Origin of the sequence: Paenibacillus wenxiniae (assembly GCF_039822605.1) — a bacterium.
Lineage (GTDB): Bacteria > Bacillota > Bacilli > Paenibacillales > Paenibacillaceae > Saccharibacillus > Saccharibacillus wenxiniae.
In genome coordinates this window covers 212,516-232,373 of record NZ_JBCGUH010000006.1, presented here as the reverse complement: position 1 = coordinate 232,373, position 19,858 = coordinate 212,516, and the positions used below count along the sequence as shown (strand labels likewise).

Here is a 19,858-nt window from a genome sequence, read left to right as displayed (position 1 = left end):
CATTACCTCCACCGCTTCCGTTCCACAATCTGGATGCTAAGGACGAGAAATAACGCAGCCAGTGTGATGTAATACAACAGATCTGGGCCATGCAGCACGCCTTTGATCAGATTGTTCAGGCGACCGGATAATGAAAATGGAGATAGCCATTGCTGTAAGCTGGAACCCGTTGCACCGGAGGCGAATGAATCCATTAGCCATAACATCAGCAAAATGACAAAGGCGATTACTGCCGACACCATCTGGTGCTGCGATAAGCTTGATGCGAACAGTCCAATCGCCATCATCGCGGCACCGAGTAGAAATACACCCAGCACAGATAAGAGCAATAACGTCACATCCAGCTTGCCAAAAAAGGACATGGTTAGCGGATATACCATATTACATAACAGCAATACGACCAATAGTCCGAGTGAAGCGAGATATTTGCCCAGCACGATCTCGGTTGCAGTCACTGGTGAGGTGAGCAATAGCTCATCTGTGCCCTGGCGAAATTCCTCTGACATGAGTCGCATCGTGAGCAGTGGAATGACGATCAGCAGCATGAACATCGTATCGCCGAGTACAAGGCGATAGTCGATAATGCTCGGCTGGTACACAACAAAGCTCACATAAAACATAATGCTGGATAACAGGACATACACCGCTATCGCAAAATAAGAGGTCGGATTAAAAAAGTACAATTGTAGCTCTTTGGAGCAAATCGCCCACATTCGTTTCATCAGGCGCGATCCTCCTTATCTTTCATTTTGGTAGAAGTCGTATCGGAGCCAGGCGTTGTCGTGGTATTCGATAGGTCAGACGAGGCTGAGGATACCGTTTCCTTCGTTTCTTTTGTCGCATCTACATTGGACTTGGCGTTGGTATTCGCTTTTGCTTTGCTGTTTGCACCTGCTTCTTGCTCTGTGATGATCACTGAATGGAGCGTTTCGTCTGTTGCGGAGGATATCGCTGCTTCTTGCTTCAACGCTAGTTGGTCAGACGAAGATACATCGACGCTCGTAGGCTCTGCCACGGATTCGCTCGTCAATTTCAAGAACACATCTTCCAGACTCATGCTCTCTCTGCGCAGTTCCAATATTGGAATGCGCGCTTCACCAAGTGCTAATGACAGACGTTCGCGGAAGTCTGTCCCATCTTCGCCTTGCAGACGCACACGAATCAATTGCTCCTGCTGCTCATCCGGCTCAGCCAGTACGTAATTCGTTTCCGCCCAGCTCCACGAATCGAGCAGCGTATGCAATGCAGCGGGACGTGCTTTAACTTCCAGCGCAACCTGGAACTTATCGTTCAAGCTACGATCAAGCTGCTGAGATGGTCCATCCGCAACGAGCTTGCCTTCATTAATAATGAGCACACGACTGCATAATGTACTCACTTCCTGCAAAATGTGTGTGCTTAGCAGCACGGTATGCTGTTCGCCCAGCTCACGGATCAATTGCCGAATCTCTACGATCTGACTCGGATCAAGTCCAGATGTCGGCTCATCCAGCACGAGCAGATCTGGCTTATGAATAATCGCCTGTGCCAGACCGAGCCGCTGCTTGTATCCTTTGGACAGCGAACGGACAATTTGTCGCTCGCGTCCCTGTAAACCGAGGCGGTCGATCATTTCGCTCATACGCAGCTTTTGCTGACGTGCCGGCACATCGCGTAAATCTGCAACAAAGCGCAAATAGGACATGACGGTCATGTCCGGATATAAGGGTGGCGTTTCCGGTAAATAGCCAATTTTGCCACGTGCCTTACGGGATGGCTCGTGCATCGGCAATCCATCGAGCCAGATTTGTCCTGAAGTTGGCGTTAAATAGCCCGTAATCATACGCATCGTCGTCGTCTTACCCGCTCCATTCGGACCGAGAAAACCAACGATTTCCCCACGTTCCATCTCAAAATTAATTCCGTCCACACTGCGTCGCCGATCAAAATGTTTGCTGACTTGCTGGACTTGAAGCATCGTTATTTCCCCTCCTGCCAGTTCCTGCCCGGATGAATCCTGCTTAACCGTTCATACACCGGGACATGGATAGGTTCCAAAAACCTATTTTACTATATCCGACAAACTATAAAAACAGCTTAAAATAGAATAAAGGAAAGCTTAAAAGGGATTCTGTGTGAAAACTAGCTGATTCTTTTACTGTTTCTTTTATTATGGATGGAATGAGCATATATTTCGTAGGATGCATTAGAGTAAACTTGGAATTGGAGTTGGTCAACATACTGCTATTTGTCTCATTGATCTATAGTTCATTCGTACGATGCAAAAAACGCCTACAACCCACAGGGGAGAGCATACCTGTGGGTTGTAGGCATTTCATGTATTGATGAGAGCGCATATCCATTCACATTCTGGTACGTCCAGCGTTTGTATAATTGCATATTCAGCAATTGTTCATCTCCTATCGCAGCGCCAGCGCATATCGTACAGATGAGCTGTGCACAGAGAACTATCTGCTGGACAGATCGACACGAAAATCATATCGATACTCCATATTTTTATTACTATTCTCGCATACATGAATTAGTGAGACATACGCCAGAATAAGACAAAAGTATAAAAGATCGCAGCTAATAGAAGTTGAATCCGGTAATATTGTTTTTCATTTCTATCACCTTGAATGTAGATGCCAATGGATACAAGTAGATTGGGCAGATAGACAAGTGCTAATAGAAGAACTCCTGTTGAAAAGCTAATCAATTTCAAGTTACCACCAATATAACTGAGGACTAGCAGACCAAGCACAAAGAAAATCAGCGTAACGATCTGCCATTTATCCATCGTTTTCCGATCTATGTTTTTGATCGCTTGGATCATCATTCATCACCTCATTATTGGTCTGGCGGTTAGGGGTTACTACGTTAAGTTGATTCTCTAACAATTCGTTTCTTATAGTTTATATATCAAAAAAATTGTACTTTTGCAAAAACTGTGATGAATGGTACTTGGTTTTATCTGTTTAGTTTTAGGCGTATAATTTTATTCTGGTATCAAGAAGTAAAACTTCTTTTCTACTCATGAACGACAATTAGATTGTGCTGTTGTGCTAGAGCAAGTAACTACCATTCGTTCTCTATACTCGTCCGACTGAATATTGCGCTGCCCTTTACGCTTTTTGTTCACCAATCCAATCCCGATCGCAATCATAATCAAGCCAGCAAACAGCGTGGCCGTTACTAGCTCGCCCAGCATGAAAATGCTAAATATATTCGACAGCACCGGAATGGCAAATGTGTACGAACCGACCGTACTGGCTTCGCCGCTGTTCAGCAGCTTGAAGTAGACGAGCCAGCCACCAGCGATGACGAACACTGAAATGAATACTAAAATCTCTACGAACGACACACTCCAATGAATATCCGACCAGCTTTCGGTGCCGCTACCCACTGCCAGTAAAACGATCCCACCCAGCAGTAGCTGCACGGTTAGCGCCCAGAGTGAATCGATGCGGGTGCTATGTTTTTTCATGCAAATCGTACCGATTGCCCAGCATAAAGCAGACGCAATCGCCAGTATGATACCGAGTGGAGACAGATGCCCTTCCAAACCGCCAGAGCTAATGACTGCTACACCGGCAAAACCGAATAATAAACCGGTTGCCTTCAATATCGTCATATTTTCGCCCAGCCATAGCCATGAGAACAAGCCGAGCAGTACAGGCTGTAAAAACACGATCGTTGAAAATAAACCTGCTGGCAAATAACCGATCCCAATCGTCTGCAAGCCATAGTATCCGATAATATTAAAAATCGCCAGTATGACATATACACGCCAGTTACGCTTCCACTGTAATGCAGAGCGGCTACGCCAGGCAATCGTCAGTAACAGCAAACCACCAATAAATGTACGCAGTCCGGAAAATAAGATCGGTGGTACCGATGGTAACGCTAGCTTGGTCAGCGGCCAGTTAATGCCCCAGATCGTAACGAGAAATAGTACAAGTAGTAACGTAGTGAGTGGAGTAAGTTTGGCTTGTTTCTCTTGTTTCTCTTGTTTCTCTTGTGCGCCCCGTTTGCTTGGATTGATCTGATGCACTTGCTTCAACTTCTGTCTGACTTGACCTGCATGTTGCGTCTGCTGTTTCTGATGCTGTTGCTTATCCGTCTGTGCGGCCGTTGATATTGTTCGAGCTTGTTCCACTTGATCTGACTGCATAGGCTGTGAAGCTTCATCAAACTGTAATGCTCGATCACTCTCGGCATGTATATCATGATTCCGGTCATTACCGGATCGATATGAATTCATAGCGTGCTCTCCTATCTATATGTTCATTTTGATCTATTGGATAGCTCTAGCGTATAACTTCTGCTATCATAAATAAAATGAATATTTTTCATGAAGGAGATAACTTTTTAGTTATGACAATCACACAGATATTGATTTTTGTACGTGTTGCAGAGACGTTGAATTTTACACAGGCTGCTCAAGAGCTACATATGACCCAGCCAGCGGTCAGTCATGCCATTGCCAGCATTGAAAATGAACTGGATGTGAAACTGCTGCTACGTGATCGTAAAAAGGGCGTTTTGCTCACCGATATCGGGCAACGCGTTGTACGTGAATTTCGAAGTATATTACAAAGTATGAATCGTGTGGAGCAACAGGTTGCCGCTGAAAAAGGACTGGATATCGGTACGATTACCGTCGGCGCCTTTCCGTCTGCGTCTGCATACTTTTTGCCGCCTGTTATTCAGCAGATTCAGCAGCAATATCCCAATCTCGTGTTTGATCTGCATGAAGGCTCTACGAATGATGTGAAGGAATGGGTGCATAGCCGGCGGATTGATGCAGGTATTATTTTGCTGCCTGATCCACTCGTGGAGACATTGCCGCTATACAGCGATCAGATGGTGTTGCTGTTACCGAATCAGCATCCCTTGCAACAACAGGAGCAGATTACGATTCGCCATTTGCATGGTCAGGATATGATTTTGTGTAAAGGTGGTCATGAGGTAGCTATACTGGATGCATTTGAACGGGAAAAAAGTGAGCTGCATATTCGCTTTACGACGCACAATGTGAGCACACTCGTACAGATGGTACGTCAGGGGCTTGGCATTGGCATCGTCTCAGATCTGGCATTGTCGATGTTCCCACATGAATTAACGGTGACACCTGTCTACCCGATCATTCATCGACAGATTGGTATTGCCGCACCTTCCATCGAACAGGCGTCACTGGCAACAAAGTTGTTCATCCGTACAGCTCAGGAACTATTTGTGCCAGAATTAGCACTCCACACAAAGTAACACATCAACCCATATCGCCCACAATCAAAGCAGCTTACAGCTATACAAACACTATCGAGCACATATACAACTGTTCGATAGCTCTACATATGTAAACGCAATCAAAAAACCGTAGCATCCACCCGCTCTGTCAGGTATACTTGAATAAATAAACCTCAATACTTATCCAACACTTTAGCAAAACTTACTCTTCTGTGCTTATGATGAACTACAGATTAGCATCGTGAACCTACACCTCCATCCGTATGACACAGACTCCATTTTAGATTGTGAAAGGAAAGTGAAGCCCCGTGGTAACCCGTTATTTTGATGAACCGCAAAGTATGCATTATCGTTTTGGTGAAGATCAATCCCAGGTGCTGAAAGTACTGGCTGAACGTTATATCGGAGCCAATGCGCAGGCGGATTTTGTATATCGTGCTTTTCAGCGTTCCGGTATTTTGCAAAATGCGGAAGGCTTGTATACATTCGATTTTGGTAAGCGCTTTCCAGAAGCGGTAAAAGGAGATTATGTATGGGCTGCCGGATTAGTTTGGGGGGATGAGCAGCGGAATTTGGATCTGCTTGTACGGTGCGATGGACCGGTGCGACTTTATTTTAATGGCGAGCTAATCTACCGTTCTACCGTTATTGACGAGCTGGCTCAGCACGCTGAGGTGAAGCTGCCGATCGATATTCAGCCAGGCTGGAATACGATGCTGCTGGAATGTCGTTACACACCAGCCGGATTCGGCTGTCAGCTTGGTGCGGATGAAGGCAAGGTACGGATTCTGAATGTGCTCGCTCCGTTCGGTGAGCGTGAAGGTCAGGCTGGCTGGGTGTACTCACCACTGCTGCATCGAGACACGACGAGCAAAGGAAGCGGATTAGCTTCGTTCGCTACATCGTTAAATGTAAGCGCCGACACAAAAGCAGCTCCCTCTATAGTAAATACTTTGCATGAGAAGGCTATACCTGAGCAGACGATCGATAAGCACGCAATGGATCAAAACATCGCTGTTGCTTCCCTTCATCCTACAGACGCCACGTCTCAGCAGACACATCTACAGCGACCGGATCGTATTGAGCAGCTTCATGCTGCATTGCTAGGAAGTGAGCCACAGAGCGGTATCGCCTGGTTGCCAAGCCCAACATGGTCAGATGAGCAGCAACAATTGCCCTCTCTGGAAAGAATGTATGGCAAACGTTCCGGTTACAGCGCGTATGCCTGGACACGTATCCAGCAGGAAGATACAGAGCAATCAATGATTCGACTGAAGGGTCATAGTCATGGCCCACTGCGTATCTGGTTACAGCAACAGCTTGTCGTAACGCTGACAGAAGCCGGTTCGTTTGCAGTCGATGTGGAAGCGGATTTTGGTCCAAATGATCTGCTCGTATACAGTGAATGTACAGCAGATGGCTCTTCATGGGATTATACTGTGCAGGCAACATGTGGTGATCATTCGTTAGCTCAGGAATTGCCGTGGCGCATCCGTGGTGCGTATGATCAGAGCTGGCTGTATGCCGGTCCATTTGCTGCCGGTAGCGTACCCGATCCTGCGCATATGTACACGATGAATCGACTGTATGCGACCGACACAACGACACTTACAAACGAAAGGGACGGAACGAAGCTAGCATCATCAGCACAGATATCCACTCCATCCGTTTCACACACGTACTGGCGGCTTGATCGCCCGGATACGTGGATTCGTCCGTATTATGAAAATGCGATGCTCAGCAACAAATGGACAGTCGGACAGGTGACTAACTATGGACGCTGGGACTATCCGCTTGGCGTCACCGTATACGGTCTGCTCCAAACAGGACGTTATCTACAGCGTCAGGACATTACCCAGTATGCCGCCGAGCATGTACAGGCATGTACGACAATGTATCACTATTCACTCTGGGATCGTGATCAATATGGGTTCCCTTCGATCAATCAGCAACTCGTCATGTTGAAAATGCTCGACAACTGTGGCTCTTTTGGTTCTGCCATGCTGGAAGCCTATGAAGAATGCCATGAACCTACATTTTTGGACATCGCTGATCGAATTGCTGACTTTATGCTCAATCGTCTGGAACGCCAGCCTGATGGTGCTTTTTACCGTACATGTGCCGGCGAATATGCTGCCAATACGATGTGGGCAGACGATCTGTATATGAGCACACCGTTCCTTGTGCGTTATGCAAGAATACGCAATCACCCGGCTGCACTGGATGAAGCGGCTCGTCAATTTTTGCTGTTCCGCAAGTATCTGTTTATCCCAGAATACCAGATCATGTCGCATGTGTACGATTTCAAATACGGTCAGGCGACTCAAATTCCGTGGGGACGTGGTAATGGCTGGACACTATTCTCACTGTCTGAGGTGCTGGAAGCCTTGCCTGAACAGCACCAGCAGCGTGCCGCACTAGTCGACTTTTTCAACGAGCTATGCGAAGGCTATGCTGCTCTGCAAAGCAGTAGTGGGCTGTGGCATCAGGTACTGAACGAGCCAGGCACCTACGAGGAAGCGTCTTGCACCGCCATGTTCGCCTACGGCTTCGCCCGCGGTGTACGGATGGGCTGGCTACGACAACCGGATCGCTACGCTGCTGCCGCTCGCAAAGCATGGAACGCACTCACAAGGCTTGCGATCGACCGCCAGGGCAATGTGCATGGCGTATGCAGCGGCTCTCGTTACGCGTTTACCGCTGAATACTACGATCAGGATTTGCGCACTGTGACTAACGATAACCACGGCATCGGCATCATGATGTTAGCCGGTACCGAGGTCGCCCGTATGAAACAACACCTCGGTCAAAAAATCGCCGTGTCTGACGGCGTATTGTCGTAAGCTTATCGTTTTACTATAACGATCTATGATTGGACTGTAACGATCCATGCTATGCTCACTTCATCATAAGCCAGCTCAAACAGAGGTTGCCGCCAAGCGTGCAACCTCTCCTATTTCCAGCACACACTAGAGGCAAGCAGTACATCTTTTCCTCACTGCATCCAAAAATCATCTCCAAACAAATGCTTACTTTTTTAACAGGATAGCTTACTTTTGTTTATGTCATCCCCAGGCTCGACCGGATACAATATTATTTGTAAGCGATTTCAAAATAGTTAGGGAGGGTTCAAGGATGATGCAAGGGAAGATGAAAAAGTGGGGCGTATTACTAACTCTGACCCTGTTATTGTTAACGACCGCCTGTGGTGGCGGCACTTCCAATACGGCTTCTTCTGGTAATGGGAACAGCGAAGCCGATGCTTCCGGGAAAATTGAACTGCGCATGACATGGTGGGGATCGCAAACTAGGCATGATCTGACGACCAAAGTGATCAAGCTATTTGAACAGAAGCATCCTAACATTACAATCAAACCTGAATACTCCGGCTGGGACGGTTATATGGACAAGTTAACGACCCAGGTTGCCGGCTCGAACGCTCCCGATCTGTTGCAAATGGATTACGCTTTTCTGAGCGACTTTGCCCGCCGCGGTGCGTTACTTGACCTTACCCCTTACACCCAGAATAGTGAGCTGGATATTTCCAAGCACGATAAAAGTATGATCGACGCAGGTTCGATCGACGGCAAGCTATACGCGATCACCCTCGGCGTGAATGCGCCTGGCGTGATCTACGATGCAACACTGTTACAACAATTAGGTATCGAAGCACCGCAGGAGAGCTGGACATGGAAAGACTTTAGCGATATGTCAGCTAAGATTGCAGCTGCTAAAGGTCAGGGTTTTTATGGCTCGGCAGATATTTCGGGTATGACCAATATGTTTGAAGTATTTTTACGTCAGAGTGGTGTCGGCTTATTCGAAAATGGTAAATTGGCAGCTACGAATGAGCAGTTACAGCAATGGTTTGATATGTGGGCAGCGCTGCGTGCGAACGGCGGCGTGACACCAGCCGAAGTAACAGCTTCCACTACAAATGCGATTGAAACGAGACCGATTTCACTCGGTACGGCAGCGATGGATTTTGCATGGTCGAATCAGTTGCTAACGTTCCAGCAAGTGAACAAAAATCAAGATCACAAGCTCGCCATTCAAGTTATTCCACATGGCGTAGATGAGAAAAAAAGCGGCGAATATCTCAAACCCGGTCAGTTTATGTCCGGCTATTCCAAAACAAAGTATCCAAAAGAAGTCGCTATGTTTATCGACTTTATGGTCAATGATCCTGAAGCGACAGCCATTCTCGGCTCAGAGCGCGGGGTTCCGGTAAACTCCAGCATTCGTGAGCAGATGCAAAGCAAGCTGCCGGAAGCCGAACAGGCTATCTTTCAATTTATCGATGTAGTAGCCAAACATTCCAGTCCGATCAATCCGCCTTACCCGCAAGGATATTCAGAAGTCGATACCAGCTTCAAAACAGCCAGTGAGCAAATTGCCTTTAATCAGGGCAATCCTGCGGATGTGATTCAGCAATTTATCGATAATGCTAATGCGGCGCTGGCAAGCGGACAATAGCATTGGCGTTCATCCATCTGTAGCGTTTGCTTGATAGTGCAACTAGTGTCTGTAGCGTTCGATTCATAATGCAACTAGCGTCTGTAACACTCGGTTCGCGATATCACGATTATCTGTAGCGCTCGGTTCATGATCATCTATAGCATTCCATTCATACTACAGCGTTCGATTTTATATACACTCGAAACTCCGTCACAGGATATTTACCTTTTATACATACATCCTGTGAGCTAGATAAACATATCGGGTGCACCAAACGCCATACATTTGGGAATGCTGTAGGTGGCATGTGCTGAACGCTATACATTTGCGAATGCCGTAGATGGCATGTGCTGAACGCCATACATTTGTGATGCTGTAGATGGCGTGTGCTGAACGCCATACATTTGTGATGCTGTAGATGGCGTGTGCTGAACGTCATACATTTGCGATGCTATAGATGGCATGTGCTGAACACTATACATTTGCGAATGCTGTAGATGGCATGTGCTGAACGCCATACATTTGTGATGCTGTAGATGGCATGTGTGCGATGCTGTAGATGGCGTGTGCTGAACGTCATACATTTACGAATGCTGTAGATGGTATGTGCTGAACACCATGTATCTGAGAACGCTGTAAATATCGTGTACTGCCTAATGACGCGTACTGACTGGTGCACATTGCACATCGACACACACTAAATGACGCATAGGGGTTAATGCTTACTGGCTGATACACACTCAAATGGTCACGACGACTGACTTTGATCCAAACGGGAGGTTGCTACTGTGAAAATGATAACGACAACGATCAGCCGTACCCGCGCCGGGCAAAAGGCTACGCGCAAAGTCAAACGGCGGTATGCTCATAATCGAATCGCCCTGCTGTTTCTAGCACCGTGGTTAGTTGGTCTTGTTCTACTTACACTCGGTCCAATGCTGACCTCGCTCTATATTTCATTTACCAACTACACGATTTTGAATCCGCCGGTATGGGTCGGTTTGCAAAACTATATTACGATGTTTACCGGTGATCCATTATTTATGAAATCACTTAAAGTCACATTCACGTATGTAGGCGTATCGGTACCGGTCAAATTGATCTTCGCACTGCTCGTCGCCATGCTGCTCAATCGTGGTATTCGCGGACTGGGCATTTACCGGACGATCTATTACATCCCTACGCTGCTTGGCGGCAGTGTAGCGATTGCAATGTTATGGCGCAAAATGCTCGGCGGTGATGGACTGCTGAACGGATTGCTCGCCATGATCGGCATTAAAGCACCGGATTGGGTGGCGAATCCGAACTATGCTCTCTACTCGATCGTTTTATTGTCTGTATGGCAATTTGGTTCATCAATGATCATCTTCCTCGCCGGACTGAAACAGATTCCACCGGAATATGATGAAGCGGCAGCAGTAGATGGTGCAGGCGCAGTACGACGCTTTTTCCATATTACACTGCCAATTCTATCGCCCGTTATTTTCTTCAATCTGGTCATGCAGTTGATCACATCCTTCCAGTCGTTCACACAGGCGTTCATCATTAGCAATGGCTCCGGTGGGCCGGTAAACTCGACGCTGATGTACTCACTGTATTTGTACAAAAAAGGCTTTGCCTTTTTCCAGATGGGTTATGCGTCAGCGATGGCATGGATTCTTGTCATTCTAATCGGACTGTTCACACTGCTTGTATTCCGCAGCAGCAAGCTGTGGGTACATTACGAGGATGGTGGTAAATGATGATCGGACAACGCAGTTCTACCGCATGGATTGTGATGAAGCATCTGGTCATTTCCGGCATCGCCTTTGTGATGTTGTATCCGGTGCTCTGGATGTTCGGTAGCTCGTTCAAGCCCGGACATCTAATCTTCTCGGAAATCTGGTTTTGGCCGAGCGAATGGAATTGGGGCAATTATCGCAGTGGCTGGGAAGGCATTCAAGGGAATCCGTTTGCTCGCTTTTTGCTAAACTCGATTGTGTTATCGCTTGGTGCGGTGCTCGGTAATGTGATCTCGTGCTCGATGGCAGCGTATGCGTTCGCACGACTTGATTTTCGCTTTAAAGCGTTTGGCTTTGCACTGATGCTGATGACGATCATGCTGCCGCATCATGTAACACTGATTCCGCAGTATATCCTGTTTAATCATCTGGAATGGATCAATACGTACTTACCGCTCATTGTGCCCAAATGGCTCGCTACGGATGCGTTTTTCATCTTTTTGATGGTGCAATTTTTCCGTGGACTGCCGAAAGAGCTGGATGAAGCCGCTACGATTGATGGCTGCGGCCCGGTTCGCATTTACTTAAAAATTATTATTCCACTCGCTTTTCCAGCGCTGGTCACAACGATGATCTTCACCTTCCTGTGGACATGGGATGACTTTTTCAGCCAGCTCATTTATTTGAGCGATGTGAGTAAATACACTGTACCGCTCGGCTTACGCCTGTTCCTCGATTCCAGCTCACAATCCGATTGGGGCCCGATGTTCGCAATGTCAGTGCTGTCACTCATTCCATGCTTTATCATTTTCATCGTCTGTCAAAAATACTTTGTTGAAGGTATTGCCACCTCCGGTTTGAAAGGATAGAACATATGGGTCCTACCTACTCTCATAATAAAGCGAGTGATGACGTATGACGAAAGCAAGTCTTTCCATCCGCATCCGACATAAGCTGCAACAAAGCAAGCTCACCACATTGATGGTGACTTGCTTTATTGCGTTTAATCTGTTGCTTGTGTCGGTCATTGTATGGCTCGCCTACCAGTCTTTCTCTGCCGTCACTTTTGCGGAGATTAGTAAGGCACGACTAGCCTTGTTAAACGAAAGTACCAGACGTGGCTTCGACTTTATTACCGGCGTGTCCGGTACTGCCTATTCGCTCGCCAGCAACCGCGAGCTATCGACATTGTTACATACGAGCAATGCCAGACCGCTAGCACAGATTCATCAGCGGCGCGAAGTATCGCGTATGATTGAGCATACGCTTGTGGTGAATGATCGGATTAGCTCGATTGAACTGTATACAGACGCATTTGATGAGGTGCCGGTGACGATGGCAGATCATATTTATCCGGTACAGCAAATTACAGATGAACACTGGTTTCAGACGTTACGACAGGCAGATGCCGTCTGGGTTCCGCTACAGGAGCAGTCATCCGGTCATTCATTAATTGGCTATGCGCAGCGTATTTTTGACAGTCACGGCGAAACGGTTGCGTATGTGCTCATTCGATTGAGCCGTGACGATATCGTACAGCGCTTTGCGGATCTGCCATTGCTGCAAGATGGTCAGGTGTTGCTGATCGATACTGCTGGGCATACGATTATGCGTATAGGTTCTCAGGGCACAGCAGTTACAGAGCCAGAACAAGCTGTCGATTCCAACCGATCCGGTTTGCTCACGCGTACAGCGGAGGCAGACGGAATGACGATTGATCCCTTATGGCTGGAGCAACATACCCGGTTAGGCGAAGACGGGTTTGAAGTGCTAACCGATGAAAACGGTAATCAACAGCTTGTGCTCTACTCTCGTCCGGGTACACTACAATGGCGAATCGTCCAGACGATTCCAGTGCATACGCTACTCGCTCCGGTGCAGACTGCTGGCTGGCAAATTATCGCGGTCGCTGTGATCGGTCTACTGTGTTCGGTACTGCTGGCGTACTGGTTTGTACGCCGGATCGTCCGTCCGCTCCAACAGCTGATTCAGCATATGAAGCGGCTGGAAGAAGGACAGTTTGATACGCGTATTACGCTCTCTTTTACCGAGGAATATGCACGGCTTGCTTCTGGATTTAACCATATGGCTTCCCGTTTGACCGAATTGATGAATCAAGTACGCGAGGAGAGCCGTGCCAAGCGCGAGGCGCAGACTGGACTGCTGGAAGCGCAGATCAAGCCGCATTTTCTGTACAATACACTTGATATGATTCACTGGCGGGCGCTTGATTATGAAGCGCGCGATATTAGCCGCATGATCGTACAGCTGAGTAAGCTACTGCGGATCGGTTTGAGTGGTGGGCGACTGTTCATCTGTGTGCGTGATGAGCTGGAACATGCACGTTGTTATGTGAGCATACAGGCGGAGCGGCTTCCTTTTGCAATCGCTTATGAAGAACAGGTTCACCCCCTGCTGCGTGGCTCGTATATTCCAAAAATTATTTTACAACCGTTTATTGAAAATGCGGTGATGCACGCCTGTCCTGACGACGATGTGTTGCGTGTGAAAGTCGAAATCCAGCCGCTGGGCGAGCAGGAACAGGATACGTTTACGCGGCGATTCGATCCTCCTATGCTGGAGCAGTCAGACGGCATCGTTATTCGTATTACCGATAATGGTCAGGGATTGCCGGAGAATTGGCGTGAAGATCAATGCTCTGGCATTGGCATCCATAATGTACAGCAGCGTATCCGGCTCTACTGTGGCCATCAGTACGGTGTACAGCTAGCCAATGGCGCTACAGGTGGAACGGTCGTGACCATCACATTACCGCGGATCGATAATGAGCAACAGCTCCGATTGTGGTTAGGAGGCGAAAGCGCATGAAAAGTATTTTACTCGTCGATGATGATCCCCATATTATTCGTGCACTACGTGAGCATATTGACTGGGCTGCTCTGGATTTACACGTTGCCGGTACGGCCGCTAGCGGTACGGAGGCATTGGAGCTGTTCTATCATTTACAGCCTGATCTGCTGATGACAGATGTGTATTTGCCGGACCTAAACGGACTGGAACTGACCCAGAAGCTGCGCGGAGATTATCCGAATCTGCCCATTATTATATTGAGCGGTTATGATGAATTCGAGAATGCACGTGCGGCGATGCGCTGGGGGGTAAGCCATTTTCTGTTAAAGCCGGCTGAGGTGGATGAAATTACAAATGTACTACAGGAAGTGATGCTGGAATACGATGTGAGGGAACGCCATGAGCAGCTGGAACTGACGTATCGGCAGGAAGTTGGGCGGATGCTGCCCTATTTGCGCAAGCAGTTTATGAAAGAACTGCTGACGACGCGGTATCGCCCTGAACAGCTGTCTCATGAACGGATGGATTATATCGGGATCGAGCATCGAGATCAGGTGCGTGCCGTCAGTCTGCAACTGAATCGTCCTAAGTTTGTCACGCGGATGAAGGAGCGTGATTGGCAACTGCTGCGCTACGGTGCCGCCGATATTATTCGGGAAAATGCTGCTCTTTACGCCCAGCAGCACGTACACGGTCAGGTTGAGCTTGTCGATTATTCGGATCGTGTATTTGTGCTTGTATTGCTGGAGCAGCATAGTGCACTGGATCGGCTGTATGTGTTATTAGAACGAATGATCGAGCAAATTTTCACGTATTTGAAAATTGAAGTTAGTGCCGGGATTGGGATGTGCAAACCTCATTTATGTGAGCTAATGGATTCATATCTGGAAAGCTGTGAAGCGCTGGAAAATGCTGAGTTTCAAGGTGGAAGCCGCATGTATTGTTATGAACACGATATGTTGGAACAATCTCCTGTACCGGATCATTCGGCTGCACTGCGGCAATGGCATGATGCGTGGAATGATATGCGTACCGATGCGGCGCTGGATATATGGCATACGTTACGGGTTCAACTGGAAAGCGGCAACTGTTTGCTACAGGATGTACAGGTAGTTGCGGTAAGCCTATTCGATACGCTTATTCATAGCTGGAATCGACGCTACCCGAGACTCCAGCCGCCCTTATCGATGAGTGAATTTTTACGGGATATTCAGTCAAAGTATGCGTTAACTGAACTAACGAACTGGATGGATGAACTGATCGGACACTGGCTGGAGCATATTCAGCGTGAGCAAGCCGAGAAAAAGAGCAATCGACTTGTCGCCCAGGTGAAGCAGTATGTGGAGCAACATTATGCGGAAGAGATTAGCTTTGAAGCGATTGCTCGTTCGCTCTATGTGCATCCGAAGTATTTGAGCCAGTTGTTCAAACGGATGACGGGGGAGAATTTTGTAAGCTATTTGAATCAGTATCGGATTGAGCAGGCGCTGGCGCTACTGGAGTCGGGGCAGTATATGGTGTATGAGGTGAGTGAGATGACGGGATTTCGTAATGCGACTTATTTTAGCCAGGTGTTTAAGATGGTGACGGGGAAGAGTCCGTCTGATGTTGTGAGGTGAGGGCGGTTGGTTTTGGGAGCTTTGTGCGTATTGCGGGGCTGATTTGGTACACCACTCCGGGAAGGAATAAGGGGACGGACTCCGGTCTCGCACAGGAATCTACGGAGTAAGCATGAGCTGTAGATTCCTGTGCTCAAAAGTCGTCCTTTCCCCTTATTTCCTTCCCTCCGTTCTGTGCTTGTCGCAGCCTTTTCTTTATAGCTACTAGGATCAAACCAACTGATCTTATGGGGGAGTAGGCAAGTTTTTTTTAAAAGCTATGTAATTAGGTCATTATGAGCAATATATAATAGGACATCCTAAACGAGCAAAAAAAGCCTACCATGTGGATTATCATCCTCTTTTGGGCTTTCGTTATTTTAAATAGATCAGCTCATTCGTAGATCAAAACTCGACACGCGTTCTGGGTTCACAACTTTTAGGAATTTTCGTACTATACTTCGCTCTGCAATACTATTAAAAAACAACAAAGCAACACATATCTTCCACAGTGTCTTGCTGCATTAGTATACTTTCTTCCTCTTCGTTTTCAGTAATATAAATAGGCATATCTTCAATAGCTTAGCGAATGTCTAAATCATTACTACAGATAATACCTGCACTAAGTAGCATGGCTGCTGCTAAACTATGCATTTCTCCCAGATCGTTTGTATTTTTTAAAAAGCGTCCTTGATTCATCTTTTTTGATCCAGCTGATAAAACGCTTCTTGAATATCTCGTACATATTTACAGTACCACTCGTATAATTCATCTGTAGCCATATATGTTTCTTCTTCGGATCAAACCATTTCCATTGTCCCGATTCGATCAATTGGATGGCTTTATTTTTGACTGAACAAACTTTAAGTTCCATTAGAACTTCAACATGAATATAAATCTCTGCATATAAATTATTAATCCATTGAAAGATATCCGCTTTAAAGCTATAAATTGTTCACCGGAAACGTGTTCGCTTGCCTGATAGTATATGTCCGATCAATGATTTGCTCACATTCAATTCATCAGCAAGCCATTGATGAGATTTACTATTTTTCTCCATCCAGGCTTTTACATTATTAATCACTACATTATTAGTACGCATGTCACTAACCTCCCTGACTACAATTATTTATCATTTCTTGTAGTCGGCTACAAAATATTTTTTACTATTTTACGTACCATGCTACTATTTTGCTAATGGATGATATGAATTTTTTAATCTGTTTTGCGATGAAAATAGCAAAAAGAGAGGACTGCCTTGTCGCTCAGCATCCCTCTCTTTTTATCAACATCCTAATTCAATGATATCCATATTAAATACTACTACTACATACTGACGAAGTTCAGTTTAAACGACATTACCTATATCCATCACAACACCGTCGCTGGCTCTGGCATTTGATCTACACCAGATGAACCGGACTGGATATGCACTTGCAGTTCGCCATTGGTGGCGGTTACTTCTACGATGGAACCAGCGGTTGCTTCGCCTGCGATTAATGCTCTCGCTACTCTCGTTTCCAGCGCACGCTGGATGAATCGCTTCAGTGGGCGTGCACCGTAAGCAGGGTCGAAGCCTTCGTCGGCGATCAGGCGTGCTGCGTCGTCGCTAATGTGCAGGCTGATCTGGCGATCGGCCAGACGAGCGCGTAGGCCGTCGGCCAGTTTGAGCACGATTTGTTGGATCTCATTCAGGCTCAGCGGCTTGAAGATGACGATATCGTCGACACGGTTTAGAAATTCTGGTCGGAAATGGCTGTTCAGTTCGCGCATTACGGTCTGACGAACGGATTCGCTAATCTCGCCTTCACGCTCCATCGCTTGCAGCAAATGCACGGAGCCGATATTCGATGTCATGATAACGATCGTATTTTTAAAATCGACATTGCGTCCCTGTGAATCGGTCAGGCGTCCATCGTCCAGCAGTTGCAGCAGCAGATTGAACACATCAGGATGCGCCTTCTCCACTTCATCCAACAAAATGACGGAATACGGCTGGCGGCGTACCGCTTCGGTGAGCTGTCCACCTTCTTCATAACCGATATAGCCTGGTGGCGCACCGACGAGACGGGATACACTGTGCTTCTCCATATATTCCGACATATCGATGCGGATCATATTTTCCTCACGATCAAATAACGAAGCCGCAATCGCTTTAGCCAGCTCGGTCTTACCGACACCGGTTGGGCCGAGGAACAGGAATGAGCCGATCGGGCGGTTCGGGTCTTTAATCCCTGCACGCGAGCGAATGACCGCATCGGCGACAAGCTGTACCGCTTCATCCTGCCCGACTACACGCTCATGCAGCACTTCTTCCAGACGCAGTAACTTTTCACGCTCACCTTCCACGAGGCGACTAACCGGAATACCGGTCCAGCGCGAAACGATATCGGCGATTTCTTCCTCCGTCACCGCTTCACGTAGCAATCTGCCATCGTGATCCTGCTGCGCTTCTTCCTCTGCTTGCTTGAGCTGACGTTCCAGATCTGGAATAATGCCATAGCTCAGCTCGGCAGAACGGTTCAGATCGTATTCCTCCTGCGCATTTTCCAGATCGATACGCGCTTGCTCCAGTCGCTTTTTCAGCTCATTGACGCGCTCGATGCCTTCTTTTTCCTTATCCCATCGCGCTTTCATCTCTAATTGCTTCTCTTTGAGATCGGCTAGCTCGCGCTGTAGGGCTTCCAGGCGTGAACGGCTGAGATCGTCCGTTTCTTTTTTCAAAGCAGCTTCCTCAATTTCCAGCTTCATAATGCGGCGGGTCACTTCATCCATCTCACCTGGCATCGAATCAATCTCGGTACGGATCATTGCGCATGCTTCGTCGATCAGATCAATTGCTTTATCAGGTAAAAAGCGATCTGAAATATAACGATCGGACAGCACACCTGCTGCTACGATCGCATGATCATGAATTTTCACGCCGTGGTGAACTTCAAATCGTTCCTTCAAACCGCGTAAAATCGAAATTGTATCTTCTACATCCGGTTCACTTACGAGCACCTGCTGGAAGCGGCGTTCCAGTGCAGGATCTTTTTCGATATACGTGCGATATTCATCCAGTGTGGTCGCACCAATACAATGAAGCTCACCACGTGCGAGCATCGGTTTGAGCATATTGCCTGCATCCATCGAGCCTTCCGTTTTACCAGCGCCCACAATCGTATGCAGCTCATCAATGAACAAAATGATCTGTCCGTTGCTCTCCTTCACCTCGCGCAGTACCGCTTGCAGACGTTCTTCAAATTCACCACGATACTTAGCTCCAGCGACGAGCGCACTCATATCGAGCGAGAAAATCATTTTATCTTTCAGCCCTTCCGGCACGTCCTTACGCACAATACGATGGGCAAGTCCTTCCACAATAGCGGTTTTACCAACACCGGGTTCACCGATTAGCACCGGGTTATTTTTCGTCTTGCGTGACAGGATACGGATCACGCGACGAATCTCATCATCACGACCGATCACCGGATCTACTTTACCAGCACGCACTTCAGCGACTAGATCGCGTCCGTACTTTTCCAGCACCTCATACGTTGCTTCCGGGTCTTTGCTCGTAATACGCTGATGTCCACGAATCTCGGTCAATGCGTCCAGCACCGTATCACGCTTCATCCCATGCTGATTAAGCAGTTGACGCACTTCGCGGTTGCCTGGCTCATCGCTTGATAATAATGCCAGCACGGCATGCTCAACAGCGACGAATTCGTCTTTCATCTCCGCCGCTTCTTTCTCCGCTTGATTGAGCACCTGTAGCAAACCTGCCGACGCATAACGACTGACCGCTGACGAGCCGCTAATGCTTGCCTTGCGGCGTAGTAACTCTTCATTTTGACGTGCAATCACATCCGGAGAAATATTCATTTTTTGTAGCAATCTAGGCAGTAAACCGGCATCCTGCTCCAATAGCGCTTTGAGCAGATGGGCGGTCGTAATTTCCTGATGCCCCATTCCGGTCGCAAGCGATTGGGCAGACGCTACGGCCTGTTGTAGCTTATTCGTTAATTTATTATAATCCATACTTCTCTCCCTCCTTCA

General features: G+C 47.4%; 13 protein-coding genes. 7 read left to right on the top strand and 6 right to left on the bottom strand.

Going from position 1 to position 19,858, the window contains the following annotated elements; translation table 11 throughout:
* Window positions 1-2: 2 nt before the first annotated feature.
* From AAHF22_RS13340 to AAHF22_RS13325, 4 genes are all read right to left on the bottom strand, one after another.
* Window positions 3-722: an ABC transporter permease subunit gene (locus AAHF22_RS13340; protein WP_347325511.1), complete on the bottom strand. Its 720-nt coding sequence runs from the start codon at window positions 720-722 to the stop codon at window positions 3-5.
* Window positions 722-1,957 (bottom strand): ABC transporter ATP-binding protein, encoded by a 1,236-nt coding sequence (locus tag AAHF22_RS13335; protein WP_347325510.1) that lies wholly within the window; start codon window positions 1,955-1,957, stop codon window positions 722-724. Before AAHF22_RS13335 ends, AAHF22_RS13340 begins: the two co-directional genes overlap by 1 nt.
* Before the next feature lie 564 nt (window positions 1,958-2,521).
* Window positions 2,522-2,818 (bottom strand): hypothetical protein, encoded by a 297-nt coding sequence (locus tag AAHF22_RS13330; RefSeq protein ID WP_347325509.1) that lies wholly within the window; start codon window positions 2,816-2,818, stop codon window positions 2,522-2,524.
* 195 nt (window positions 2,819-3,013) lie between these two features.
* Entirely contained in the window at window positions 3,014-4,024 is a 1,011-nt protein-coding gene (locus AAHF22_RS13325) for a DMT family transporter (RefSeq protein ID WP_347325610.1), read from the bottom strand.
* Window positions 4,025-4,356: 332 nt separating this feature from the next.
* On the opposite strand from AAHF22_RS13325, the gene AAHF22_RS13320 reads away from it, so the two are divergent.
* The 7 genes from AAHF22_RS13320 to AAHF22_RS13290 all read left to right on the top strand — a co-directional run bounded on the left by AAHF22_RS13320 (window position 4,357) and on the right by AAHF22_RS13290 (window position 15,838).
* Window positions 4,357-5,247, top strand: a complete 891-nt coding sequence (locus AAHF22_RS13320; protein WP_347325508.1) for a LysR family transcriptional regulator — start codon at window positions 4,357-4,359, stop codon at window positions 5,245-5,247.
* A 290-nt stretch (window positions 5,248-5,537) separates the two neighbouring features.
* Entirely contained in the window at window positions 5,538-8,072 is a 2,535-nt protein-coding gene (locus AAHF22_RS13315; RefSeq protein WP_347325507.1) for a glycoside hydrolase family 88/105 protein, read from the top strand.
* Window positions 8,073-8,364: 292 nt separating this feature from the next.
* Complete coding sequence (locus AAHF22_RS13310) at window positions 8,365-9,705, top strand: ABC transporter substrate-binding protein (RefSeq protein ID WP_347325506.1); 1,341 nt, start codon at window positions 8,365-8,367, stop codon at window positions 9,703-9,705.
* A gap of 776 nt (window positions 9,706-10,481) precedes the next feature.
* A complete protein-coding gene (locus AAHF22_RS13305; RefSeq protein WP_347325609.1) occupies window positions 10,482-11,429 on the top strand; it encodes a carbohydrate ABC transporter permease in 948 nt (315 codons plus the stop codon).
* A complete protein-coding gene (locus tag AAHF22_RS13300) occupies window positions 11,429-12,277 on the top strand; it encodes a carbohydrate ABC transporter permease (RefSeq protein ID WP_347325608.1) in 849 nt (282 codons plus the stop codon). The genes AAHF22_RS13305 and AAHF22_RS13300 overlap by 1 nt, the downstream gene beginning before the upstream one ends.
* Before the next feature lie 46 nt (window positions 12,278-12,323).
* Window positions 12,324-14,237: a sensor histidine kinase gene (locus tag AAHF22_RS13295; protein WP_347325505.1), complete on the top strand. Its 1,914-nt coding sequence runs from the start codon at window positions 12,324-12,326 to the stop codon at window positions 14,235-14,237.
* On the top strand, window positions 14,234-15,838 hold the full coding sequence (locus AAHF22_RS13290; protein WP_347325504.1) for a response regulator: 1,605 nt from the start codon (window positions 14,234-14,236) through the stop codon (window positions 15,836-15,838). Before AAHF22_RS13295 ends, AAHF22_RS13290 begins: the two co-directional genes overlap by 4 nt.
* Window positions 15,839-16,772: 934 nt before the next feature.
* On the opposite strand, the gene AAHF22_RS13285 is transcribed toward AAHF22_RS13290, so the two are convergent.
* A complete protein-coding gene (locus AAHF22_RS13285) occupies window positions 16,773-16,919 on the bottom strand; it encodes a hypothetical protein (RefSeq protein WP_347325503.1) in 147 nt (48 codons plus the stop codon).
* Window positions 16,920-17,188: 269 nt separating this feature from the next.
* Window positions 17,189-19,840 carry an ATP-dependent chaperone ClpB gene (gene clpB / locus AAHF22_RS13280; protein WP_347325502.1) on the bottom strand — a complete coding sequence of 884 codons (2,652 nt, stop codon included), beginning with the start codon at window positions 19,838-19,840 and terminating at the stop codon, window positions 17,189-17,191.
* Window positions 19,841-19,858 lie beyond the last annotated feature (18 nt).